The 24,987-nt window shown below is 69.8% G+C and carries 13 protein-coding genes and 1 pseudogene; 10 read left to right on the forward strand and 4 right to left on the reverse strand.

Features of this window, described 5'->3' with window-relative positions; genetic code table 11:
* Positions 1 to 6: 6 nt before the first annotated feature.
* Entirely contained in the window at positions 7 to 465 is a 459-nt protein-coding gene (locus tag AB0J04_RS07685) for a MarR family transcriptional regulator (protein ID WP_363167445.1), read from the reverse strand.
* 216 nt (positions 466 to 681) lie between these two features.
* Here AB0J04_RS07685 and AB0J04_RS07690 point away from each other — a divergent pair, with 216 nt between their 5' ends.
* From AB0J04_RS07690 to AB0J04_RS07725, 8 genes are all read left to right on the forward strand, one after another.
* Positions 682 to 2,163 carry a DHA2 family efflux MFS transporter permease subunit gene (locus tag AB0J04_RS07690; protein ID WP_363167446.1) on the forward strand — a complete coding sequence of 494 codons (1,482 nt, stop codon included), beginning with the start codon at positions 682 to 684 and terminating at the stop codon, positions 2,161 to 2,163.
* 154 nt (positions 2,164 to 2,317) lie between these two features.
* Positions 2,318 to 3,238, forward strand: a complete 921-nt coding sequence (locus AB0J04_RS07695) for a zinc-binding dehydrogenase (RefSeq protein WP_363167447.1) — start codon at positions 2,318 to 2,320, stop codon at positions 3,236 to 3,238.
* 80 nt (positions 3,239 to 3,318) lie between these two features.
* Positions 3,319 to 4,296, forward strand: a complete 978-nt coding sequence (locus tag AB0J04_RS07700) for a zinc-binding dehydrogenase (RefSeq protein WP_363167448.1) — start codon at positions 3,319 to 3,321, stop codon at positions 4,294 to 4,296.
* Between the two features lie 10 nt (positions 4,297 to 4,306).
* Positions 4,307 to 5,971 carry an FAD-dependent monooxygenase gene (locus AB0J04_RS07705; RefSeq protein ID WP_363167449.1) on the forward strand — a complete coding sequence of 555 codons (1,665 nt, stop codon included), beginning with the start codon at positions 4,307 to 4,309 and terminating at the stop codon, positions 5,969 to 5,971.
* Between the two features lie 30 nt (positions 5,972 to 6,001).
* Entirely contained in the window at positions 6,002 to 6,799 is a 798-nt protein-coding gene (locus tag AB0J04_RS07710; RefSeq protein WP_363167450.1) for an SDR family NAD(P)-dependent oxidoreductase, read from the forward strand.
* A 157-nt stretch (positions 6,800 to 6,956) separates the two neighbouring features.
* Complete coding sequence (locus AB0J04_RS07715) at positions 6,957 to 8,144, forward strand: amidohydrolase family protein (RefSeq protein ID WP_363167451.1); 1,188 nt, start codon at positions 6,957 to 6,959, stop codon at positions 8,142 to 8,144.
* A 279-nt stretch (positions 8,145 to 8,423) separates the two neighbouring features.
* Positions 8,424 to 9,470 (forward strand): methyltransferase, encoded by a 1,047-nt coding sequence (locus AB0J04_RS07720; protein ID WP_363167452.1) that lies wholly within the window; start codon positions 8,424 to 8,426, stop codon positions 9,468 to 9,470.
* Positions 9,471 to 9,481: 11 nt separating this feature from the next.
* Entirely contained in the window at positions 9,482 to 10,321 is an 840-nt protein-coding gene (locus AB0J04_RS07725) for a TauD/TfdA family dioxygenase (protein ID WP_363167453.1), read from the forward strand.
* A 776-nt stretch (positions 10,322 to 11,097) separates the two neighbouring features.
* On the opposite strand, the pseudogene AB0J04_RS07730 reads toward AB0J04_RS07725, so the two are convergent.
* From AB0J04_RS07730 to AB0J04_RS07740, 3 genes and pseudogenes are all read right to left on the reverse strand, one after another.
* Positions 11,098 to 12,177, reverse strand: a pseudogene (locus AB0J04_RS07730) (ISL3 family transposase); the annotation flags it as partial.
* Between the two features lie 182 nt (positions 12,178 to 12,359).
* Positions 12,360 to 13,076: a hypothetical protein gene (locus AB0J04_RS07735; protein ID WP_363167454.1), complete on the reverse strand. Its 717-nt coding sequence runs from the start codon at positions 13,074 to 13,076 to the stop codon at positions 12,360 to 12,362.
* 76 nt (positions 13,077 to 13,152) lie between these two features.
* Positions 13,153 to 20,337 (reverse strand): ricin-type beta-trefoil lectin domain protein, encoded by a 7,185-nt coding sequence (locus tag AB0J04_RS07740; RefSeq protein WP_363167455.1) that lies wholly within the window; start codon positions 20,335 to 20,337, stop codon positions 13,153 to 13,155.
* A gap of 476 nt (positions 20,338 to 20,813) precedes the next feature.
* On the opposite strand from AB0J04_RS07740, the gene AB0J04_RS07745 reads away from it, so the two are divergent.
* Both AB0J04_RS07745 and AB0J04_RS07750 read left to right on the forward strand, forming a co-directional pair.
* Entirely contained in the window at positions 20,814 to 24,434 is a 3,621-nt protein-coding gene (locus AB0J04_RS07745; RefSeq protein WP_363167456.1) for a DNRLRE domain-containing protein, read from the forward strand.
* 75 nt (positions 24,435 to 24,509) lie between these two features.
* The gene (locus AB0J04_RS07750) at positions 24,510 to 24,806 is read left to right on the forward strand and encodes a hypothetical protein (protein WP_363167457.1); all 297 of its coding nucleotides are present in this window, start codon (positions 24,510 to 24,512) and stop codon (positions 24,804 to 24,806) included.
* Positions 24,807 to 24,987: the final 181 nt, after the last annotated feature.

The following is a 24,987-nucleotide window of genomic DNA, read 5'->3' on the forward strand; positions in this document are numbered from 1 at the left end:
GGCGGTCTAGGGGGTGGCGCCGGCCGCGGTGTGCCTCAGGCGGGCGACGAGTGAGGCCCAGCGGTCGTCGAACGAGGCGACGTCGAGCAGCCCCGTGAGTTCGTCACGGCAGCGGGCCTCCGCCTGCTCGCAGCGTTCGGCACCCTCGGGCGTCAGCGTGCAGTAGACGCCCCGGCGGTCGTGCTCGCAGGAGACCCGGGTGGTCAAGCCCTTGTTCTCCAGGCGGGTGACGAGCCGGCTCATGGACGACTGGTCGAGCCCGACCGCGGCGGACAGCTCCTGAACGCGCGTGCCCCGAACATGGCCGAACCGGAGCTCGTTGAGCACCATCAGCTCGGGCAGCGAGATCTGGTACTCGCTCGCGAGCGTCCGCTCCAGCGACTGGTTGAGCTGACCCACCATCAGCGTCAGCCGACGCCACAGGTCGAACTCGTCGGGACGTCCCGCACGCTCATCGGCCGACATGTCCGCCTCCCCTTCGTTCGCTCCTCCTCCACTATAGCCGCCTTTATGCACAGTCCTTGTGTACGCATGCATTCATCAGGCGCCTTCTCGGGCAACTCTGCCCCAACTGGCAGGCCAGGAACAGACCAAGCAAAGATCTGGCTCAAAAGTAGATGCGTGCACCAGCATTTATCTCTACGGTGGAAGTCACTATCCACCAACATCCAGGCGGTACGCATGACAAGCGGAACACCCGAATCCACCACGGCGAGCGACAAGCTCGATCCGGCGTTCCTGCGGATGGCCGGCGTCCTGCTGCTCGCCCTGCTGATGGCGTTGCTCGACGAGACGATCGTCAACGTCGGCCTCAAGACGCTCGGCGGCGAGTTCAACTCCCCTCTGTCGACCATCCAGTGGGTCACTGCGGGCTATCTGCTCGCCGTGGCCGTCGCCACACCGTTCGCCGGATGGGCCGTGGACCGGTACGGCGGCCGCACGATGTGGCTCGTGGCCGTCTCGTTGTTCGTCCTCGGCTCCGTGCTGTCCGGCTTCGCCTGGTCGATCGAGTCCCTCATCGTCTTCCGGGTGCTCCAGGGCATCGGCGGCGGCATGATCGTCCCCGTGGTGCAGAGCGTGCTCGCCACGCGCGCGGGCCCCGCGCGCGTCGCCAAGGCGATGGCGCTCATCTCCCTGCCGCTCACCCTCGGCCCGATCCTCGGGCCCGTCGTCGGCGGTGTGCTCGTCGACGCGGTCAGCTGGCGCTGGATGTTCCTGATCAACCTGCCGATCGGCCTGATCGCCCTGGTGCTCGCGCTGCGCACCCTGCCCGCCGACGAACACCGGGGCCGGCCGGACGAACGCCTCGACGTCCTCGGGCTGGTGCTGCTCTCCCCCGGCTTCGCCGCACTGGTCTACGGCTTCACCACCGCCGCCCACTCCGGCGACGCGTCGTCCCCCGAAGTGCTCGTCGCGTTCGGTGCGGGCGTCCTGCTCCTCATCGGCTATGTGGTGCACGCGCTGCGCACGACGGTGACACCGCTCATCGACCTGCGCATGTTCGGCAAGCGCGGCTTCACCATGGCCGTCATCACGATGTTCTTCGTCGGGGCCGTCGCCAACACCCTGCTGTTGCTGACCCCGCTGTACTACCAGCAGTCCCGCGGCTTCGGCGCCCTGCACGCGGGTCTGCTCCTGATCCCCTCCGGTGTGCTTGGTGCCGTGGGCGCGATCACCTCGGGCAAGTCGGCAGCCAAGGTCACCGCGAGGCTGACCTCGATGGTCGGTATGGCGGTGACCGCGCTCGGCGCGCTCGCCTTCTCGCAGGTGGGCTCGGACACCAACACCGCATGGCTGTCGTTCGCCCTGGCGCTGACCGGATTCGGCATCGGCCTCACCGCGCCGGGCACGATGGCGTTCATGTACCAGGCCGTCGGTGAGGCCAGCGCGCCCCGGGCCACCAGTGCGTTGTTCATCTTCAACCAGATCGGCGGAGCCCTCGGTATCGCGGTCATCGCCATCACCCTGCAGCAGCGGCTCGACGACGTCACGGGCCACCCGGCCGGGGCGTACGGCGGCAGCTACTGGGTGGTGATCGCGTTCAGCGCCGTCGCCGCGCTCGCCGCGCTGACCCTGCCCGGCGCGTTCCTCGCGTCCGCGCCCGAGCAGCCCCAGCCCTCCGGCGAGGAACACGACACGGTCCCGGAGTCCACCCGCGCCTGACCTCCGACCAGCCCCTCCCTGTGTCGGCCCGCCCACCACCCCCAGGGCGGGCCGGCGTGTTTCCTGCCCGTCCAGCCCCATGAGCGCTGGATCAGGAATCCAGTGGGCGGGACTACACCTCGGACATCCACCGCTACTGCGCTGACGAGGAAGCATGAAGGCACTTGTAACAACCGGAGTCGAGCCGCTCGCCTTGGAACTGCGGTCCGTGTCCGATCCCCGCCCTCGCTCCGACGAGGCACTCGTGGAGGTCCACGCCTCCGCCCTCAACCGGGCCGACCTGCTGCTGGCCCGGCACCGCCCGGTCGGTTCGTCCCTCGGCCTGGACGTCGTGGGCACCGTGCTGCGGCCGGCGGCCGACGGCAGCGGACCGCCCGCCGGAGCGCGGATCGCCGGTCTGGCCGAGAACAACGCGTGGGCCGAACTCGTGGCGCTGCGCACCGACCGCATGGCCGTGCTGACGGACAGCCTCACGGACACCGACGCGGCCACTCTGCCGGTGGCCGGACTCACGGCGCTCTACGCCCTCCAGCGCGCCGGCTGGCTGCTCGGCAAGCGGGTCCTGGTCACCGGGGCGAGCGGTGGAGTCGGCCGGCTGGTTGTACAACTGGCGCGGGCAGGCGGCTCCGAGGTGACCGCCTGGGTCCGTTCACCGGCGCGCGGCGCGGGACTCGCCGAGTTCGGGGCCGAGGTCGTCAGCGGATACGACACACCGCCGACCACCTCGGCCGACATCCTCGTCGACAGCGTCGGCGGCGAGGTGTTCAGCGCCGGCTACAAGTTGCTGCGGGCCGGCGGTGTGGCGACCGTGTTCGGCAACACCGTCCGCGCCGAACTGCGTCTGCCCGCCGACTGGGGCCACGCACGGCCCGGAGTCCGGCTGGAGTACCTCTTCCTGCTCGACGAGGTCACGCGGCGCTCCGTGCCGGCCGACCTCGGTCTCCTCGTGGACCTCGCGGCGACCGGACGGCTGGTCGCCGAACCAGGCCTGGTCACCCCGTGGACCGATCCCGACCGTGCCGTCCGCTCCCTGTACTCCCGCGAGATCAACGGCAAGGTCGTCCTGTCCATCTGAGGGCGGCCCGGACCGTACGACTGACTGCCGCACCGCTTCCGGGACGGCACACCCCCGCCACCGCACCGCGAGGACTCACCATGCGACTGATCAGCTACGCCGAGCACGGCTCACCCGACGTCCTGCGCCTCGAAGACGTTCCGGTGCCCGCCCCGGGCCCGGGCCAACTGCTGCTGCGTACCGAGGCCGTCGGCGTCAACTTCATCGAAACCCAACTGCGCGGCAACGCCACCCCCTTCCCATCGCCGCTGCCCGGACGCCCCGGCGGGGACGTGGTCGGCCGGGTGGAGGCCCTGGGCCCGGACACGGAGGGAGCGCGGCCCGGCGACCGGGTCGTGGCCTTCGGTGTGCCCGCCGCCTACGCGGACCAGGTCGTCGTCGACGCCGCGCGCACGCTCGCCGTACCCGACTCGGTCGACGCGGCCACCGCCACCGCGCTGGGCTCCACCGCCCAGACCGCCTGGAGCGTCCTGGACGCCGCCCGGCTGGGCAAGGACGAGACCGTACTGGTGCACGCCGCCGCAGGCGCCATCGGGCACCTGGTGACCCAGCTGGCGAAGCTCCGGGGCGCGGGCCGGGTCATCGGGACCGTCGGTTCGCCCGCCAAGGCCGACTTCGTGCGCGCGCACGGCGCCGACGAGGTCGTCGACTACAGCCGGCCCGACTGGGCGGACCGCGTCCGTGAGCTGACCGGGGGGCAGGGCGTCGACATCGTCCTGGACAGTGTCGAGGGCTGGGTGTTCCACGACGGGCTGCGACTGCTGAAGCCGTACGGGCGCCTGGTCTACTACGGCTTCGCCGGTGCCGGGGGCGAGGTCGCGAAGGTCTCGATGACCGAACTCCTCGGTCTCACCTACGTGGTGGGCACCTCGCTGGACGTCTGGACCAAGGCCGCCCCGGAACGCGTCGCCGAGGCCCGCCGGGAGCTGGTCCGCCTGGTCACCGCAGGCGATCTGCGCGTCGCCGTGCACGCCCGGCTGCCGCTGGCCGACGCGGCCGAGGCACACCGGATCATCGAAGGCCGTTCGCACCTGGGCCGTGTCGTACTCGTCCCCTGAGGAGCCGGACATGACAGAACGACAGGCCCGAACCGAGGCCCCGCCGACCGCCCCGCCCGACGAGACCGTGCCCGTCCTCGTGGCCGGTGCCGGGCCCGGTGGCCTCAGCACCGCCGTCTTCCTCGGCCTGCACGGTGTGCCCGCGCTGGTCGTCGAACGGCATCCGGGAACCTCGACCGCGGTCAAGGCCACCGGGCAGTATCCGCACACCATGGAGGCACTGGAGATAGCCGGCGCCGCCGACGCCGTACGCGAGCGGAGCCGCGCCTACCGCAGCGACTTCCACATGGTCGTCGCCAAGACCCTGGCGGGGCCGGTGCTGCGCACCCTGATGAGCGGCGCCGAACTCGGCATGCGACACGTCTCGCCGCAGGACTGGGGCACCGCGAGCCAGTCGGGCGTGGAGGCCGTACTCGCCGACCGGGCCCGGGAGTTGGGCGCCCGACTGCGCTTCTCGACCCGGCTGGCCTCGCTCACCCAGGACGCCACCGGGGTCACCGCCGTCACCGAGGACACGGTCACCGGTGAGCGGCGCACCGTCCGGGCCCGGTACCTGGTGGCCGCCGACGGCTGGCGGAGCGGGATCCGGCAGTCCCTCGGCATCGTGATGCGCGGACGCGGCACGGTCGGCAGGGTGCTGCGCGTCCTGTTCCAGGCCGACCTGCGCGCGCAGCTCGCGCACACCGACGGTGCCGCGGACGGGCGGCGCTTCACGGCCCTGCACGTCGGCCGTGCGGTCCTCTTCAACACCGAAGTCCCCAGCCTCTACGGCTACTTCCGCAACCTCACCCCAGAACTCCCGGACGGCTGGTGGGCCGGCGAGGAGACCGTCGCCGAACAGATACGCACCGACCTCGGCATCCCGGACACCCCGCTGAAGATCGAGGAGATCGGTGAGACGGAGATCTCCTGCGGGGTCGCCGAGCGGTTCCGCGAGGGGCGGGTCCTGTTCGTCGGCGACGCCGCGCATGTCATGCCGCCGACCGGTGGCATGGGCGGCAACACGGCCTATCTGGACGGTCTCTATCTGGCCTGGAAACTCGCCGCCGTGCTCGACGGAACGGCCGGTGACGCACTCCTCGACAGCCACGACTCCGAACGCCGCCCGTACGCAGAGCAGTTGGTGGAGCAGCAGTTCACGAACCTCGTGGACCGCATCTCCCCCGAACTCGCCGACGAGTCGATGACCGCGCCCCTGCCCCCGCCCGTGATCGCCTTCGGGTACCGGTACCCGAAGGGGGCGGTGCTCACCGAACCCGGCGACCGCGGCGACCTGTTCGAGGACCCCGCGCACCCCACGGGCCGGCCCGGGTCCCACGCCCCGTACCTCCCGCTCGTCGGCCGCGACGGTACACCGTCCTCCACCACCGCCCTCTTCGGCCGCTCGTTCGTCCTGCTCACCGGAGCCGAGGGAGCCGCGTGGGCAGCGGGTGCCACGGCTGCCGCCCGGGCCCTCGGTGTCGGGCTGCGGGTGCATCGCATCGGCCCCGAGGCCGAACTGCGGGACACGGAAGGCGCGTTCACCGCCGCGTACGGCATCGGTGACGCCGGGGCCGTGCTGGTGCGGCCCGACCGGTTCGTGGCCTGGCGGGCCCCGGGCTCGCACGACGCCCCTGAGACGGAGATCGACCGGGTACTGCGGCACGTCCTGCACAGGGCCGGCAGCGCGGCCTGACACCGTCCCGAACCCCGAAAGGACCCATCCATGGCAGTGGCAGAGAAGACGCAAGAGCGGCGCGTCGCGCTGATCACCGGAGGTACGAGCGGCATCGGGCTCGCCTGCGCCGACCTCCTGGGAGAGCAGGGGCACGCCGTGTTCATCTGCGGCCGGGACGGCGACAGCGTCGCCGCCGTCACCGACAAGCTCCGCAGCCGAGGCCTCGACGCCGACGGCATCGCGGCCGACGTCACCTCGAAGAGCGCGGTCCAGGGCCTCGTCCACGCAGCGGTGGAGCGCTACGGCCCGGTGCACGTCCTGGTGAACAACGCCGGTCGCGGCGGCGGTGGTGCAACGGCCGAACTCCCCGACGAGCTGTGGGAGTCCGTGATCGAGACCAATCTGAACAGTGTCTTCCGCATCACCCGTGAGGTGCTCTCCCGCGGCGGCATGCTCGACCGCGGCCACGGCCGCATCATCAACATCGCCTCGACCGGCGGGAAGCAGGGCGTGGAGCTCGCCGCCCCGTACTCGGCGTCCAAGCACGGCGTCATCGGCTTCACCAAGGCGCTCGGCAAGGAACTCGCCCTCTCCGGGATCACCGTGAACGCCGTCTGCCCCGGCTATGTGGAGACCCCGATGGCGGCCCGGGTGCGGCAGGGTTACGCCGCGCACTGGGCCACCACCGAGGAGGATGTGCTCACGAGGTTCCAGGCGAAGATCCCGCTGGGCAGGTACTCGACCCCCGAGGAGGTGGCCGGGCTGGTCGGATATCTCGCCGGGGACGTCGCCGCGTCCATCACCGCCCAGGCCCTCAACGTCTGCGGCGGTCTCGGCAACTACTGACCCTGGCCGCAGCCTGGGGGCCGGAGCAGGCCGTGGGTGCCGGGCCGCACGTCCTCACGGCACCCACGGCACCCACGGCACCCACGGCACCCACGGCACCCACGGCACCCACGGCACCCACGGCACCCACGGCACCCACGGCGGAAACGAGAGCCCGGTGAAGTACTACACGGCGGACCGGCTGATCACAGGTGATCGCGGCAGATTCATCCGCAACGGCGGAGTGCTGGTGGACGGCGAGGTCATCCGCTGGGCGGGCCCCAGCCACGAGCTGCCCGACCGGCTGCGGCGCGGCAGCGAGCACATCGGCCTGGGGCCGCTGACGCTGCTCCCCGGCCTCATCGACAGCCACGTCCACCTCGCCCTGGACGGCGCCACCGGCGCCATGGACCGTATGCGCGCGGCATCGGACGACGAGCTGTACGCGCTGATGCTGCGCAACGCCGCCGAACTGCTGACGGCGGGCGTGACGACGGCCCGGGACCTCGGTGCGCCCGCCGGACTCGGGGTGCGGGTCCGCGACGCGATCCGCTCGGGCCTCGCCCCGGGCCCCGAACTCGTGGTGTCCGGGGCACCGCTCACACTGCCGGACGGTCACTGCTGGTTCATGGGCGGCACCTGCGCAGACGAGGAGGCCCTGCGGCGGGCGGTACGGGACCAGGCGTCCGCAGGCGTCGATCTCATCAAGGTCATGGCGACCGGCGGCTCGCTGACCAGCGGCCCCGCTTCCTGGGAGCGGCAGTTCAGCGAGGCCGAACTGGCGGCGGTGGTCGACGAGGCGGCCCGCGCCGGCCTCGTCGTGGCCGTACACGCGCATGGCACGGACGGCATCGCCGCATCCATACGGGCCAGGGTGCACACGGTCGAACACTGCAGCTTCGTCGACGCGACGGAGTCCATCGTCCCCGACCCCGAGCTCGTACGACGCCTCGTCTCGGGCCGGATCCACGTCTGCCCCACCATCAGCCGGCGTTTCACCAACCGCTGGGACCGAGGGGAACGGCACCAGCTGCCCGCCCTGCCGGTGCTGTACCGGGAGGGTGTCCTCATCGTCGCCGGCACCGACGCGGGCACGGACGGGGCGCCCCATCACGCCTACGTGGACGGGCTGCTCGGCATGGCCCGGCTCGGTCTGCCGCCCGAGGAGATCCTCCAGGCAGCGACCTCACGCGCCGCCGGTGCCCTGCGAGTGGACACGGTGACGGGCCGCATCGCTCCGGGTCTGCGCGCCGACATCATCGCCGTGGAGGGCGATCCGCTCCACGACGTGGCCGCCCTCCGCGAGCTGCGACTGGTCCTGGCCAAGGGGGTCGCCGTACGGTCGCCGCGGTGGGTGTCGGAGTAGCCGGACGGGGTGTGCAGCAGAGCTCGATCGCGTCTCCACCGGTCCGGGCGACGCTTCCCTCATGCGTACCGACATGCGTACCGAAGCCGAACCGTCCGCGACCGGCGCCCCTGTGTCCCGGCCCCCGGAGCACCTCACCATCCCCCTGGGCTGTGCGTTGCTCGCTCCGGGAGGCCGGACCACCGCCTCGCGCCTGCTGGGTCTCCCGGACGAACCCCCGCCGCCGGCGCCGCGACGTTTCCCGTGTCCTTGATCCCTCCGTACAGCCGAGGAGCCGCCGTGTACAAGCACCCGCACACCGGAACCGTCCCGCTCACGCCCGTGCCGCTGATGGAGATGGCCGCCGGTTTCCGCATCTCCAAGGTTCTCGCCACCGCCCTCGAACTGAACGTCTTCGGCACACTGGACGGTTCCCGGGGCATGGAGGTCGCCGAGTTCGCCGAAGCCGTCGGCCTGGCCGAGCGTCCCGCCAAGATGCTGCTGGTCGGCTGCACCGCTCTCGGCCTGCTGGAGCGGACGGCGGAGGGCTACCGCAACTCCCGCCTCGCGGACGAGTTCCTGATCCGCGGCAAGCGGTACTACTTCGGGGACTTCATCCGCTTCAACGACCGCAGGGCCTACTCGGGGTGGCTGCACCTGGAGCAGGCACTGCGCGAGGACAGTCCGATGACCTGGGACACGGCCGCCGCGTCCAGCGTCTTCGACGGCGACGGCATGCTCAAGGACATGTTCTGGCAGGCGCTGTACTCCGGCGCCATGTTCACCGCGAAGGCGCTCGCCCTCTCCGTGGACTTTGGCCCGTACCGGAAGCTGCTCGACGTCGGCGGCGGCTCGGGAGCCTTCTGCATCGAGCTGACCGCGCATCACCCCGCCCTGTCGGCCGCGGTCTACGACCGGGCGGTGGTGTGCGAACTGGCCCGGCAGTCCGTCGAGGACGCGGGTGCCGGGGACCGGGTCGAGGTGATCGCCGGGGACTTCTGGCAGGAAGACCTGCCACGCGGCCACGATGTCATCCTGCTCTCCAACGTCCTCCACGACTGGAGCGAGGAGGAGAACCTGGTCCTGGCCCGCAAGTGTCATGCCGCGCTCGACGAGGGCGGGGCGGTGATCGTGGCCGAGTCGTTCGTCGACGACGAGGGGACGGGACCGGTCTCCGGCGCGGTCTCCAGCCTGCACATGCTCCTGGAGACGTCGCACGGCCGGAACTACTCCCGCGCGGAGTACGAGTCGCTGCTGCGCAAGGCCGGGTTCTCCGACGTCTCCCGGGTCGACTTCATCCTCGACGCCCCCGGCGCCAACGGCGCCCTCGTGGCACGCAAGATTTGACAGGAGACCCCATGCGCACCAGGGAACTCAGCGATTTCATCGGCACCGAGATCACCGGTGTCACCAGCCGGGACCTCACTGAGCAGCGAGCCCTCGACGAGGTGTTGGACCTCGTCCACCGCAGCGAGCTGGTGGTCGTCCGGGACATCGAGCTGACGCCCGCCCAGCAGGTGCTGCTTGCCGCCCGGATCGGTCGGCCGGTGCCGCTGCGCAGGCAGTCGCACCCCGACCACCAGGAGATCATGGTGCTGTCGAACGAGATCCGGGACGGCAAGCCGGTCGGCGTGGCGCGGGCCGGGAACTTCTGGCACCAGGACTCGTCATGCACGCCCGCCCCCGAGACGTACACCCTGCTGCACGGCGTAGACGTGCCCAGCACCACCGGCCACACCCTGTTCGCCAGCGCCGTCGACGTCTACGACCGGCTGCCCTCCGAATGGAAGGGCAAGGTCACCGGGCGCACGGCCCTGCACACCGCAGCCAAGCGGCTGCGGATCGGCCCGGAGCACCTCGGCCTGTCGATGGCGGAACTCAGGCAGCGAGTGTCGGACGACCATCCCAGGGTTCCGCACGACCTGGTGCGCCACGACCCGCACACGGGACGCCGGTTCCTCTATGGCGCACCGGAGTTCCTCGACTCGGTGGTGGGCTTCAGCGACCGGGAGAACGAGGAGTTCCTCGCGCTGATCGACGGTCTGATCCAGGACCCGGATCACGTCCACACCCACCGCTGGCGCCCTGGGGACCTGGTGCTGTGGAAGACGGCCACCACCTACCACAGCGCCACCGAGCTGGCACCGGGCACCTTGAGGAGGGTGCACCGGGTGAGCATCAGGGCGGAGGCCGGGTAGCGCCGGACTCTGTCGGCAGGCGGAGACCGGCCCCTCTCGAATTATCCACGCGGCCGGGCCGTGAGGCCTGGACTCGGAAGGCGAGACGAGTCGGACTACGCCGGACTTTGTCACCGGTCGACCTCGTGTGGCCTGCCCAGGGACTTGAGCGGGCAGTGCAAACCATGCCCGCAAACCACCCGCATCGTTGACTTCCCACAACAGCGGCGAGTCCCTCGCAACCTCCGCGAACGCCCCCCGCCCCGCCACGTGCACCAGCGCTGCACAGATGGCCACCCCTTGGCCACCCCACCCGCTGCGCATACTGGCCCGCCATTCAGTTACGCGCGAGAAAATAGCAGGTCAGAAACACTTCCGGGCACCACAATCATGCCATCACTACCCGTAGAGAGAAACTCTGACCTACGCATTCCATGCGCAGGCGACCGAAGCGCTACGCACGCACGTTCCAAGGTCAAGAAAACGAAAAAACCGCAGGTCAGAGTCCTGACCTGCGGTTCCCCTTAGAGCCGCCTTCGGGATTCGAACCCGAGACCTACGCATCACGAGACCGTGAGCGATCGTGTTACCTCGTGCCTGATCGTGCTGCTGAGTGATGTTCTGACTGATCAGAGCACGTGCGGCTGGTTGGACTGTGCCACCTCGTATTACGTCGTCCAAAGGCATCCGGCCACCGGCTGGCCACCGGCAGGGGCACCACTGACGACAAGAAGCAAGGCTGCCCCGGTTATGGGCCTCCCACAGTGCTTCCTGCGTGTCAGCCTCAACTGGGGTCTTCAAAGTTGAGCGGTGCGGAGGTGTCCGCGGGCTCGGCGGGTGGTGACGCAGCGTGTCCGTAGCCGTTGATTTTCGGCGTTGCGGAAGCCGAATGCGTTGCGGGCGACGAGCTTGATCACGCGGTTGATGCCCTCGCTCTTGGCGTTGCTGTGGCCGGTGTCGATGAACGCGGCGATCTCGGTCCACCAGCGGTCGACGGTGGCAGCGAGGGTACGGACTTCGGGGATGTCGGAGTCAGCGCACCAGGTGAGGAACTTCCAGCGGGCATGGCCGACTTGGTGGTGGTCGGCCCCGGTGCGGGCCAGGGCGAGGAGGTTGCGCAGGTTCTCCTTGGCGATCCACGCCGTCAGTAGCGTCTGCCCGATCTTCCCCTCACCGAGCAGGGTGTTCCACATTGTGGCGAACTGGTCGTCGGTGAGATCCTCGCGGTTGCGCAGGAGCCGTTGTCTGGCCTTCCACTCCGGGTCGGTGGCGCGTCCACGTCGGCCCCGGATCTCGGCGGTGGTGCGGCGCCTCACCATGGAGAGCATCTTGTTGGCGAGCTGGACGACGTGGAAGTGGTCGACGACGACGATTGCGTGCGGCAGGCCGGTGCGGACCGCCGCGCGGTAGGTGGCCGACATGTCGATGGCGATGTAGCGGATACCCTTTCGCCAGGTCAGCGGTGTGGTGACGAGCCAGGCCAGGACGTCGGCGACGGTGCGGCCCTCGACTTGGACGAGCAGCCCGCCGGTGCCGAGGGCGTCGACGAAGCCGGTGTGCCACCGATCCCGCACCAGGTGCCACTTGCCGCTGTCGGGGTCCTGCTCCCACTTCGTCCTGCCCCGCCGAGTCTCGTCGATGCCCAGCACCCTCACCTCGGGCAGTGGGGCGCCCGTGACCTCGCGCGCCGATGTGCGGAAGGCGCCCGTCACTGCCGGCCAGGACAGATGCAGGTCGCGGGCGGCCTGGATGACCGTGGAGCCGGCGTCGCGCACCCGGTGCCCGGCCGCCTCCCGCAGCCGGGCGGTGACCCGCGCCCCGGCCGGTATCTGGGCAATGCTCTCGGTGAACGACTTCCTCGGGCACTTCGGCTCGCTGCACCAAAATCGGGATCCTCACCGAGGCCGACACCGGCAACTTCGCCAGGAGGCAATAGCCGACGCAACCTCCACCAGCGACTTTGCCCCGACCTCAGCCGGAAACGGACATCACCACATGAACCACCCACTCACAAACCGGCCATGCCGACCCACGCCATACCGCCGATACCTTTGCTCTGTCACGAGTGGTAGAGCACCCGCACGACCATCGCGTCGGCGGGCAGGCCGTCCAGGTAGGCGTTGAACGTCTGCTTGTACTCAAGGCCGCCGCCCTCGATCCACCGCCCGTCGAGGGTGAGCAGCGCGGCGGTGGGCAACACGGCGGCCGCGTGGCGGGTCACGTACGTCTCGAGGTCCTCGTCGAAGTGGTAGGCGGGGTCGGAGCCGAACCGCTCCTCCAGCGCGGGGTTGGATTTGATCGCCCGGATGAGGGGCTGTTCCCGGAAGGCGGTCACGGCCGCCTCCCTGGCGTGTTCGGGGTCCAGGGTCCTGGCCCGCTCGGCGAAGTGGTGGAAGGGAAGCGCCGGGGGGTAGCGGTCGGAGAAGGCCCGGTACGCCGTCCAGGTGTCGCCGGCCCGGCGAGCCTCGGCGGCGCGGGGCGTGTCGAGGTCGAGGATGCCGCGCGGGCCTCCGTGGCAGCGGGAGGGCGGCAGGTTTTCCGGGGGTTCGGTCCAGTCGTCGTAGCGCACGAGCCGGGGGTCGTCCTCGTGGCCGGGCAGCACGTCGAAGAGACAGCCCGCCCCGGAGACGAACCAGTAGCTCCACTCCCCCACCCAGTCCGGATGGGGACGGTCCTCACGGTCGTACCAGAAGGGGTCCATGGCCTGCCCGAGCGCCTGCTTGAGCCCGTCGGGGCCGACGGGCGGCAGACAGACGGTGATGCGCTGTTTGCCCATGGTGTTCCTCCTGCGGTGCAGTCCGTGCTCGGTGCGGGTGGTGCGGTGCGCGGCCCACCTTGGCAGGCCGCGCCGGTCAGGCGGTCGGCGGGGGTCCGCAGGAGACGACGACGTCGTCGCAGCCGCGTTCCAAGGTCTTCCAGCCCTCCCAGATGAACGTCAGGTCGCCGAGAATGCCGGCGCCGTTCATCAGCTTGCCGCCGAGACCGCCGCCGCGTTTACCGCCGCTGCTCTCGCCATCACCGCCACTGGTCCTGCCGGTACCCGAGATGCTCCCGCCGCGCAGACCGCCCGACATGTGGGTGTCGAACATTGTGGAGCCCGGCTTCCCGTCACCCGCGAAAATTACTCGGACATTGGCGTTGCCGACGAACTTGTCCGCGACGGCCTTGGCCTGCTCCACGCTGTTGGCGACGAAGACGACCCTCTGGCTCTGTGTCTTACCCTCGGGATCGAGCTTGTTGTTGATGGTCTTCTCGATGTCACCGACGGTCTTGGAGTCGTGGCCCCGCGTCGACTCGTTGGCGTCCCAGGTCTCCACGTCGACGATCTTGCCGTTCTTCCAGGTGACCTTGATGAAGTCGGCCGTCGTGCCGGCCACCCGGTGGTTGCCGTTCGCGTCGTGGACCAAGCCCTTCTTGGGGACCACTCCCGCGTCGTCCTGCCAGAGGTACTCACTACCGTTGCCCGTCTTCGGGTCGTACAGGTTGAGCGACGAGCGCAGGTCGTCGTTCATGAATTGAATAGCGACGCGTTCCGACTGGATCTTTCCGGGCGAGCCGACGGTGTGCGGAACACCTCGCTCGTCGTAGATGACACGGTAGGTCTTGTTGTTCTTGGTGACCTTCACGTCGGTCAGCGCCTTGGTCGGCTTCACGTCGTCGTTCTTGGCTCTGACGATACGGCCGCCCTCGCAGACGGCGGTGCCTTCCCAGCACTCGATGGGCTGGAGCCCGTCGGGGTCGCTCTTGGTGATCGGGTTGTTGTTGGCGTAGGCATAGCCGTTGATCTGCAGCGGGTCCGCGAAGTCGACCACGGGGTCGGCGGAGAGGAAGCGGCCGGTCGACTGGTCGTACTCGCGGGCCCCGATGTGGGTGAGCCCGGAGTAGGTGTCGTCGATGCCGGTGCCGAGGTAGCTGCGGGCGTTGGGCCAGCCCTCGGGCCGGGTCCCGCGCGTCTCACCATACGGCTTGAAGGCGCGGCGGGTGACGGCCTGGCCGGTGCTCTGCTCCACGGAGGTGGTGGCCGTACCGACGGTGTCGTTGAGCAGGACGCTCAGGACGTGGTCGGAACCACCGTTCTTGCTGACACGGACGACGGAGGGGGCGCCGGGGTGCTGGTAGATCCTGCTCGCCTTGAGCAGATTACCCTTGGGGTCCGTGGTGACCTCGGTCTCGCCCAGGAACAGGGTGGTGCCGGCCGCAGACTTCTGCAGGATGCGGTTGCCGCCCGCGTCGTAGATGTACGTGGTGCGGTCGGCGAGGGCCCACTGCTGGGCGGCGCCGGTGGCACAGGGGACCACCTGGAGGTCGGTGCCGTCGGTGTCGGTTCCGCCGGGTACCGCCAGGCACTTGCCGGTCGCGGCGTGCACGAACGCCTTGTCGGTGGTGCGCAGGGTGAACTTCTGCGTGGTGCTGCCGTTGCACGCGGCGAGCTGGACGAGGGCACCGTTGACGGTGGCGCACTTGCCGCGGATGCGCAGGGTGTCGCCGGTGGTCTGCCACGCTTGCGCGGGCGTGCTGTTGCAGCCGTGGAGCTGGAGCGGGGTGCCGTCGGTGAGGGTGTTGCTCTGGAGGTCGATGCACTTGCCGTTCAGGCCCGTGATCGGTCCGGATCCGTCGCCGGCGCCGGTAACGGAGGCGAGCTTGTTCTCAGCGTTCCAGTCCAGGATCTGGTCGCCGCCGGTGAGGTGGCGCTCGGTGGTGTTGCCGGTGGCGTCGTTGACGTAACCGGGGTCGGTGCCAGTGGGCCGGTCGACCTTGTTGAGCAGGTGGGGCTGAGTGAGGGTAGGGGCGCTCGTGCCGTTGCCCGTCACCGTCTTGCCGTAGCTGTAGGTGGTACGGGCGTCCAGGGCCGAGTTCGCCGGGTCGTGCTCGGTGAGGGACGCCCGGTTGCCGACGGCGTCGAAGGTGAAGGACTGGTAGTAGGAACCGGCGGCGGTGGCGACCGACCCGGAGGCCGGGGCCGCGGCGTCGAGGGACGCTTGCATCTCGGCGTCGGGCGCGGCGGCGTCGGTGACGGCGTCCGGCGCCTCGGCGATGGGCCCGGAGCTGCTCTGGTCGTCGCTGCGGTAACCCCAGGCGGTGCCGGAGGCGGACTTGCAGCCGGTGGCGGCGGTCACCTCGAGGCCGGAGGTCCAGGCGTGGACCAGCTCACCGAGGTAGTCGTAGGTGAAGCACTGGTTGTCCCAGGTGGACGTGGTGCCGTCAGCCTGCTTGCGGGCCGCGGATGTGAGGTTGCCCGCGCGGTCCCAGGAGTAGTAGGAGTCGGAGATGCGGTGCGAGGACGCGGTCTCGCGGTCCCAGACGGTCCGCTGGAGGCGGCCCGTCTCCTGGTCGATGAAGTTGGTGGTCCACACCCGGTAGGGCTGGGGTCCGCTGACGGTCCGCAGGGGCTCGCCGTACGCGGAGTAGGTGACGTCGGAGGTGTACCAGCTCAGGCCGGAGGTGGACTCCGCCAGACCGTCCTCGTTGTAGCGGGTGATGACCTTCTCGGCAGCCAGACCGCCGATCGCGGGCACGCTGACGGAGAGCTGCTTGCCGCTTTCGGTGTACGCGTAGCGGTAGGTGTAGGTGCCGGCGAGCTTGGGCCCCGCCTGGGACGGGACGACGATCTCACGGGTGGTCGGGCGGTACTTGTCGTCGTAGGCGGTGATCCGGTCGGTCCAGTCGGCACCGCCCTCGTGCCGGGTGGAGCTCGCCGCCTTGCCGAGCGCGCCCGGCAGGTCGTATGTGAAGGACTTGACCGGGTCGGCGGTCGTGGAGCCCTGACGGACGTTCAGGACACGTCCGATCGCGTCGTACTCGGTGTACGTGGTGCGCTGGAGCGAGTCGGTGGCGCTGGCCTGCCGGCCGAGCGCGTCGTAGGTGAAGGAGGCGCTGCCGATGTCGGGGTCGGTGGCCGAGGCCAGCAGACCCCGGGCGTTGTAGCCGTACGTCCAGAGGTTGCCCGCGTGGTCCTCGATGCGGGTGCGGTTGCCCCGGGCGTCGAAGGAGTACCGGGTGGTGCGCCACTCGTCCTGGGTGCGGTTGGTGGAGTGGTCGACACGGGTGATCCGGCCACGCGGATCGGAGTAGGCGCGAACGGCGGGTGAGGCGCCTCCGGCCGGGCGGGAGATGGTCCAGTTGTCGCCGTACTCGACGGTGTCGTACCAGACGGGGCTGCCGCTCTGCACGGTGGTCTTGCGTACCGGGCGGCCGAGGCCGTCGTACGTGTTGCGCACCAGATTGGGCACCAGGGAGTCGCTGACCCGCTTGAACTGGCCGGTTTCCGGCTCGCCCTTGGCGAGATAGGAGCCCGTCTGCTCGGAGACGAGTCCGTGGTCGTCGTAGCGCGTGTCCTGGACGATCCGGCCGGGGCCGTGGGCCTCGTTCTGCGTCTGCACGGGGCGCATCAGGCCGTCGTAGACGGTCACCTGGCGGCTGTAGCCGCCGTTGTCCTTGAGGGAGCGGACGGTGACGGCAGTGGGCCGCGTGACGGTCGGGGTCGCGGTCGCCATCTGGTAGTCGACGAGGACGTCGGGCGTCGCGGCGTCGGCCGACCAGCCTTTCACCAGGCGGCCGAAGGCGTCGTACTCCATGCGCGAGACGTGCCCGTTGGCGTCGGTCACCGACAGAGCCAGGCCCCGGCCGGGGTCCAGGGCCGTGGTGGAGGCGTGCTCCATCTGGTTGATCTTCTTGACCGCTGTGACGGGGCCCCCCGTATCGCCGGGGGTGTACTGGGTCTCCGAGACGCCCTTGAGCGGGTCGGTGATTTTCCGCACCCGGCCCAGCGGATCGAAGGTGCTGGTCATGACGGTCGAGTAGGCGCTGCCGTCGTCGTTGAGTGTCGCCGTGGTCGTGGCCAGGCCCCTGGTGGGCGCGGCGCCCCAGGCTCCGCCGTCGTAGCTGGTGCGGACGGCGCTCATCACCTGGGTGGCCGGGTCGGCGGTGGCGTGGTCGGCGCAGGAGGTGGAGGTGGTGCGGATCTCCTTGGGTAGGCCGACGAGGTTGGCTGCCTCGTTGACGACGTAGAGCGTCTTGACGCAGCTCTGGTCGCTGAGGGTTTCACCGCCGCCGTCGGGTTTGACCACGGCCGACTCGACCTGCTGCGGCAGTCCGTAGACGTCGTCGACGACGGTGGTGGTGCGCACGCCCTGCCAGCTGCTGCCGACGGTCTGCAGGGTGTCGCTGCGTTGGAAGCCGCTGCGGTAGGCCGTCAGCGCAGTGAGGTCGCCGTCGCGCTGCCGGGAGGCGGTCTGCTTGGCCCAGGGCCGGTTCAGGACCCGGGTGGCGATCTTGCCGCCGGTCCCGGTGTACGTGATCGTCTCGGCGGTCATGCCCGCGTAGGGGGCGATGTCGTCGGCGGCCAAGGTGACGGTGCCCGTGGAGTCCTTGACCGGACCGCCGGCACCGCGGAAGTAGCGTGTGACCGAGTACGACTGGGTCTGCGGGCGGCCCGGGGCCGGCGAGATCTTGTTGCCCTTCGACGTGGCCACCTGCTGGTAGCCACGCCACTCGCTGTAGGTGCGCAGGGCGGGCTTGCTGAACTCGTCGTCGCTCTTGCCCCAGGCGGCGCCCGTGTAGTCGTAGCGCGTCGACATCCGGGCGGAGACGCCGGTGATCCGGTCGGTCTCGGTCACGGTGTGGACGATGTATTTGTTGAACCAGGCCAGCGCGGGCTTCTCGACCTCGGCGTCGGGCGACCAGCGGACAGGGAAGCAGGTGCCGTGGTTGTCCTCGGGGGCCACGCCGGGCTGCACACGGCAGCCGCCCTTGTACGTGACCTCGATGTCCGCGCCGTGCTCGGTGGCGACGGCGCCGATGCGCGGCCGGGTGAACCCGGGGCGCGGGTCTGAGGAGCTGCGGGGCACCAGGTTGGGCAGCTGCTGGTCCTTCAGGTACGTGCTGAGGGGGTGCGCGGAGCCGGTGCCGACGACGTACGGCTGGAAGCTGACGCCGGACTTGGTGAGCAGGGTGCCGCTGGTGTCGCCGGGGCGGAAGCCGTAGCGCTGGATGGAGTTGAGCCACAGGCCGGGCGAGGTGTCGTACCAGTCGCGCGGGAAGGACTGGTTGAGCAGATAGGTGTCGACCTTGGACAGACCCGCGACGCCGGGACGCTGGGCGTAGGTGGTGATGCCGCCGAGCCTCAGCCGGTTCCAGAAAGAAGGGAAGGCAGGGCACAGCTTGGAGTCGCTCTTGCAGTTCAGGTTGCCGGGGCTGTCCCACCAGGGGCGATAGGAGGCGGGGTTCTTGGTGTCGTCGAACTTCGCCGAGTCGCAGACCGCGGTGTCCTGGAGGCAGCGCTGCCAGAGCAGGAAGTCGATCTTCGCGGCCGGGGTGGCGCCGAGGGCGCCCTCGCGCAGCCCGTACTCGATGGAATCGGGCAGACCGCCGCGGACGTACTTCTCGGGCGTCTTGAACTTCTTGTTGACAGCGTAGTAGTTCGTCGACTGCAGCCAGTTGACGACCATGACGTTGCCGTTGACGTCGGTAACCTTGTCCAGCCCCCAGTGCCATGCCTGCTGCTTGGTGGTGTCGCCCTGGCAGCGGGAGTCGGCGAAGGAGGTCGCGTGGCAGGGCTCACCGGGATGGTTGCCGAAGACGGGGACGGTGAAGACGGACTGGGTGTCCTCGTGACCGCCGCCGATCTTGTTGAGGCCGTAGGTGTAGACGGTGCCGTCCCGCATGGTGACGACCCAGTATTCGCCGTTGTTGTCGCCGTTGGCGGCACCGGTCTTCAACTCGACGCGGGTGCCGTCGTCGTGCTGCGTGCGGTAGCGGTCCGTGTCGCCGATGCGGACCAGTTCGGTCGTGGCGCCGCCGAGCGACATCACGGCGTTGTAGGACACCCAGCACAGGTCGGAGGTCTTGGCCTTCTTAGCCGCGTTGTTGGCGGCGCCGGCCGCGGTGGCTTCGCGATCGTCCTTGCAGGTGCGGTAACGGCGCTCGATGTAACCCGGGTTGTAGTCCCAGCCCTCGCCGATCCACGACGCCTGCGGCGAGGAGGTGGACGTCTTCGCGTCCACGCTCTGCGAGTTGTAGTCGAAGGAGATCTCCGGCGCGGGACCCGCGGGCGTGGGCGGAACGTCGATGGGATACGACCAGGTGAACGCGCCGGACGAGCCGCCCGCCGACCACTTGCCGCTGGACTCCAGCGGAGTCGCCCTGAAGGAGCCGCTCTCGCCCGCGCCGGAGTCGACCGCGCCGACCACGGCGCTGTCACCGCCGGCCGCCGCCTGCCTCGCTCCGGTGCGGTAGGCCGCCTGGACGGCGCCGGTGCCGGCCGCCGGGGACGCGGCCGCCGAGGCGGGCGTCACCGTGCCGTCGGCGGCGGTGTCGACAGTGGCGGTCAGGGTCTTGGCGTCGGTGTCGTTGACCGTCTCCAACTCCTCGTAGGCCCGGCACTCCTCGACGTCGGGGGTCGTGCGGTAGCACTCGGGGAACTGCACGAAGGTGAGCCGGGAAGCCCAGTCGGCGCCGTAGAGGTTCTGGTACGCCTTGTAGTCGAGCTGCACCGAGACGGGCACCGAGCCGGTGGCGGGGGCGGTGACCGTGACGAGCGCGCCGTCGATGCCGTCGGCCTCGGGGGCGGTGCGCGGGGAGACACCGACCTGCCAGGTTCCGGTCGGCAGGGCGGCGCCGGGGGCCTGGCCGAGCTTCACGGGCAGGGTGCCGACCGGTTCGAGAACGGCGGTACCGGTGGTGGCCCGCAGGCCGGTCTGCCGGGCGCCCGCGGCACCGAAGGTGACCGTGTCTGTGCCGCCCGTGGGCGGGATGACGGTCCCGGCCGGGGCCTGCTCCAGGTCGGCGGGCGGGGCGGCCTCGATGCTGTCGAGCCCGGCGTTGTGCGTGTTGCCGGCCACCCGCTGCTCGGTCGGGATCTCCTCCAACAACACTTCCTCGCGGGCGACTTCGGCCGCCTCGGGGTTCGGCGGCTGGGCGACGGCCGTCAACGGGGTCAGTCCCACCAGCAGGACCGCGCCGACGGCGGGCGCCAACGCTGAGCGCAGGGGGCCACGGCGCGCGCGACGAGCGCGGCGCGCGGACAGGAAAGCAGGCACGAACAAAGTCCCCCCCCGGGCGACAGAAGGCCGCACCCGGGCAGTGCGCAGGTGCGGCCAGTGAACGGGATGATTCTGTGGGCTACTTGTGAAGAAAAACCAGACACCCTGTAGTCATGTGATGGTCACCACGGACATAAATCGGCCTACCCTGACGCCAGTTGCGGCAAAGAGCCACTGATGCCGCTGATCAGACTCATGGGTAACTGCGTCACGTTTGGGGTGCGTGACCCCCTTGCGGATCAGTCCCCCCAAATTCCCTCCAGTCATGTCCCGTTGTGCGCCGAATGGGTGCCCGTGCACCCCTGCGGGGACGCCACGGGCCGATGTGTGGGCCGCGAACGGCGCGGGACTCCGTACGCCGCCCGGCGCTGTCAGCGCCACAACGCCGGGTGACGGCCCCCGAGAGCTGAGCCATGATCTGTCGGCTGTCTCCGCGTCTGCCACAGCCGTTGCACAGGGGGAAGGGAATTCTCATGCCGAGCCGATGGCGCCGATGGCGCCGCTCGCCCGCGCGCCGACCGGTCGCGGCCGTCGTCGCCGCCGTCATCGCAGCGTCCGGCCTCACGGTCGTCGCTCTGAGCGGTGGCGAAGAAGACCATCCACGGCGCCCTGCCGACGCCCGCCAGGCGGCGCCTCTGACGGAGACCGCCGCCGCCGCACGCGCCAAGAAGACTGGCAAGGCCGTCGAGGCGACCGCGCTGCGCACGGCGTACGCGACGACCTGGGCGCGCCCGGACGGACTGCTCCAGCGCCGGATCCACGCGAGCCCGATCCGGGCCAAGGTGGACGGGGCCTGGCAGGCCATCGGCACGGATCTGCGCCGGGTGGACGGCGGTTGGGCGCCCAAGGCGACCAACGTGGGCATGGTCTTCTCGGGCGGCGCGGGCAAGACATCGAGCCCAAAGGGCGCCCAGGGCGCTTCGTACGTCCACGGGGCCACGGGCTCGGCCGCCGGTGCGGGCGAGCCCGCCGACCAGCACGCCAACCGCTCCATTCCCCACCAGGTCCCCCTGCTCGGCAGCGCCAAGAACGCTTCCACCACGAGTGCCGCCGCTACGTCCGCCGCGAACCCGCTGGTAACGCTCTCCGTGGACGGTCATGACATCATGCTGACCTGGCCGGACGCCGTGCCGACCCCCGTCATTGACGGGCCGCGCGCCCTGTACCCGGAGATCCTGCCCGGCGCCGACCTCGTCCTGACGGCGGCCGACGGCGGGTTCGCTCAGCTTCTGGTCGTCAAAAACCGTCAAGCCGCGACCGATCCGCGCGTGGCGCGTCTGGCATACGGCCTCAGCTCCCCGGACCTCGACTTCGCGCTCGATCCGGTCACCGGCATCGTGTCGGCCACCGACACGAACGGCGCCGACGTGGCGGAGGCGCCGACCCCGTTGATGTGGGACAGCGCCGGCACTCCGGCCCTCACCGACGGCCAAGCGGGCAGCAGCGCCTCACCGACCGTCCCCGAAGTCATCCCCTCCGAGCCGACCGTCACTGGCAGGCCGGAGGACGAGCCGTCCGAGTCGCCTGAGCCTACCGACGAGATGGCCGACACCGATCAGGAGGACCTCACCCCCGAGACGCTGCCCGCGGCGACCGACGAGGCAGCCGATCCGTCGGTCGTTGCCGAGATGGAGGGCACCTCACCGCCCGTACCGCCGGAGCCAAGCCCGCTGCCCTCCCAGACCGGTGCCGCCGCCACGCTCTCGCTGTCCGGTGTCAACGGCCCGCAGCCCGACTCCCACGGCTCTCTCGTAGACGTCGACCTGGACGCTGGGCGCTGGGTGTTCAGCCCGGACCAGGCGTTCCTCGCCGACCCGAAGACCGTGTACCCCGTCTTCGTCGACCCCTCGATCAAGAAGCACACAAACGACTGGACGACGGCCTACAGCCGCCACCCCACCGCTACCTTCTACAACGGCAAGAACTTCAACCGGGGCGGGACCGATGAGGCACGCGTCGGCTTCGAGTCGGACACCTGGGGCACCTCACGGTCCTTCTTCAGCATCGACTGGGACCCGGACCTCAAGGGCTCCACGGTGCACAGCGCCAAGCTGCGCGCCCTGGAAACGTACTCCTGGTCATGCAGCGCCCGCGCCATGACCGTCCATCTCACCGGGACGATCAGTTCGAAGACGAACTGGAAGAACGCCCCGGCGATGAACAGCGGCAACAAGATCGGCGGAGGCAGCTTCGCGCACGGCTGGAAGTCGAGTTCGTGTCCGGACGAGTACGTCGTCTTCGACGTCAAGGCGAGCGCGATGAAGGCCGTCGCGGGCGGCTGGACGACGATGACGATCGGGATGCGCGCCTCCGACGAGAACTCCCAGTATTCGTGGAAGAAGTTCCAGGCCAATGGCGGCAACGACCCGTACGTCGACTTGTCGTACAATCGGCCGCCCGCTCCCCCGAGCAGCCTCGACCTCGACCCGGACCTGAGCTGTGACACCACGTCGCCGTACATCAACGTCGGGGCATCCTCGCTGACCTTCTGGGCCAACAGCTCCGACAAGGACGGCAACCTCGCCTCCGTGAACTTCGAGATGTGGCCGACGAACGGCAGCACGGCCAACCTGCTCGGCAGCACGGCCAACCTGCTCGGCAGCAAGGGCAAGGTGTCGGTCGGCAGCCAGAACAGTTCCGCGCGTGTGCACACCGATCCGTTCTCGACGGGCAGCACCGGTCTGAAGTTGGTCAACGGCACGACGTACTCATGGCGTGCCAAGGCTGTCGACAAGTACGGTGCCACCTCTGCCTACTCGCACAGCAAGATCCCGTGTCGCTTCGTGTACGACACCTCGAAGCCGTCGCCGCCGCTCGCGTCCTCGACGCAGTTCCCGGACGCCGACGCCGCCGACAACGGTTTCGGGAACGACCCCGAGGACTCGAAGTGGAGCACGGTCGCTTTCGGAACGGCAGGCACCTTCGTCTTCCGAGCCCGGCAGACTGACGTGGTCCGCTACGAGTACGGTTTCAATCAGGCGTCGTACCCCTTCTCGGCCAACCGCACCAACGGTGCGGCGACCACCACGACGACCTCCGTGTCGAACGTGAAGCCGCCGCTCGCCGGACCGAACGTGCTGTACGTGCGTGCGGTGGACGGCGCCGGGAACGTGTCTCAGCCGCTCAAGTACTTCTTCTACGTGACCCCAAGAGACAAGGCCGACGCGCCGGGCGACTTCACCGGTGACCGGCGGCCCGACCTGATGGTGGTCGACGCCAACGGCAATCTGCGCCTCTACCCGTCCGAGTCCACGACGGACCTGACCAAGGGCACCGGGGACCTCGACTACTCCATGTCGGGCGCCTATCGGGGCAACCCCGCCAAGGACCCCAACGGCAACGACGGCCTTCCCGCCTACGCCGCCGCACCCTCCGGGTACTGGAAGAACACCCTGGTCACCCATCTCGGCGACTTCTACGGCGGTGACGGGCTCCAGGATCTCGTGGCCGTCCGCGAGAACACGCTGTGGGTCTATCCGGGCGACGGCTACGGCGCCGTCAACATCGATAAGCGCCAGCGGATGCTGCTGCCGTCGAACGCGCCCGCCCCTTCCACGATCACCCAGATCGTGGCCGCCGGGGATGCCACCGGGGACGGGAAGACCGACTTCTTCCTCACCGTCGGCGACGCGATCTGGGCCTTCACCGGCTACAACGGCGCGAGCATCGAGCAGGCCGTCCAGCTCTCCAGCTCGCCGTGGACTGAGCGTGACATCGTCACCGTCCAGGACGTCACCGGCGATGGCATCACCGACCTGATCTACCGCACGGACGTTTCCAGCCGACTCCTGCTACGCACCGGCAAGCAGGCTGCTTCAGGCCGCGGGGTCGACCTCAACTCCCTCGCGGCGGCCGTCAACTCCGCAGGCGGGGCGGACGACCCGTACGGTGCCGCGGGATGGGGCAGCAGCAGCATCCGCTTCCTGTTCGGCACACCCGACGCCAACGGCGACAACATCCCGGACATCTGGACGGTCCGCACCGACGGCGCGGTCCGGTTCTACGCCGGCTCCCGTAGTGAGCTGGCCGGCTCCGGCACGGAGATCGTAAGCAAGAGCGGAGACGCCTGGATCAACAAGATGGCCATCGGCTGAGCCTTCGACCAGTGAACGGCTCCGCATCCGACTTGGTGCGGAGCCGTTGTACGTCTCGGCTCTGGAGGAGGAACAGTGCCCGAGTTCTACCCGAGCATCGGCGAGGCCATCAGCGCCTCGATGCAGCACGACATCCGGCTCGCCCACGGCGGCGACGCGTCCAACTCCGACACGCCCTTGCAGGTCCAACACCTGCCCCACCCGTCCGCCGACCCGTACTCCGTCCCGGGGATGATCGCCCGGCTCACCGAGACAGCAACTCCCCATGAGGTCGCCGGAATCATCGAGGAGGTCAACGGAGCCCTGGTCGGAGCCCTCCCGCAGCTGACCGAACTCGTCGCCGCAGCAGCCAACTGGACCCGAGCCGCCTGACCTTCGAGAACCCGCACCACAACCCGACCTTCGAGACGTGGACACGGCTGGCCGCCGCCACCCGCCTGCTCCGGGACGTCCAGGAGGAGCTGGAGGTCGCCGAGGACATGATCGCCGCATGCCTTGCAGAACTCAGCGACCCCAAGTACCGCGACGAGGTGCCTGTCCTGCGGACCAGGGA

It is taken from the genome of Streptomyces sp. NPDC050263 (genome assembly GCF_040655955.1).
Classification (GTDB): domain Bacteria; phylum Actinomycetota; class Actinomycetes; order Streptomycetales; family Streptomycetaceae; genus Streptomyces.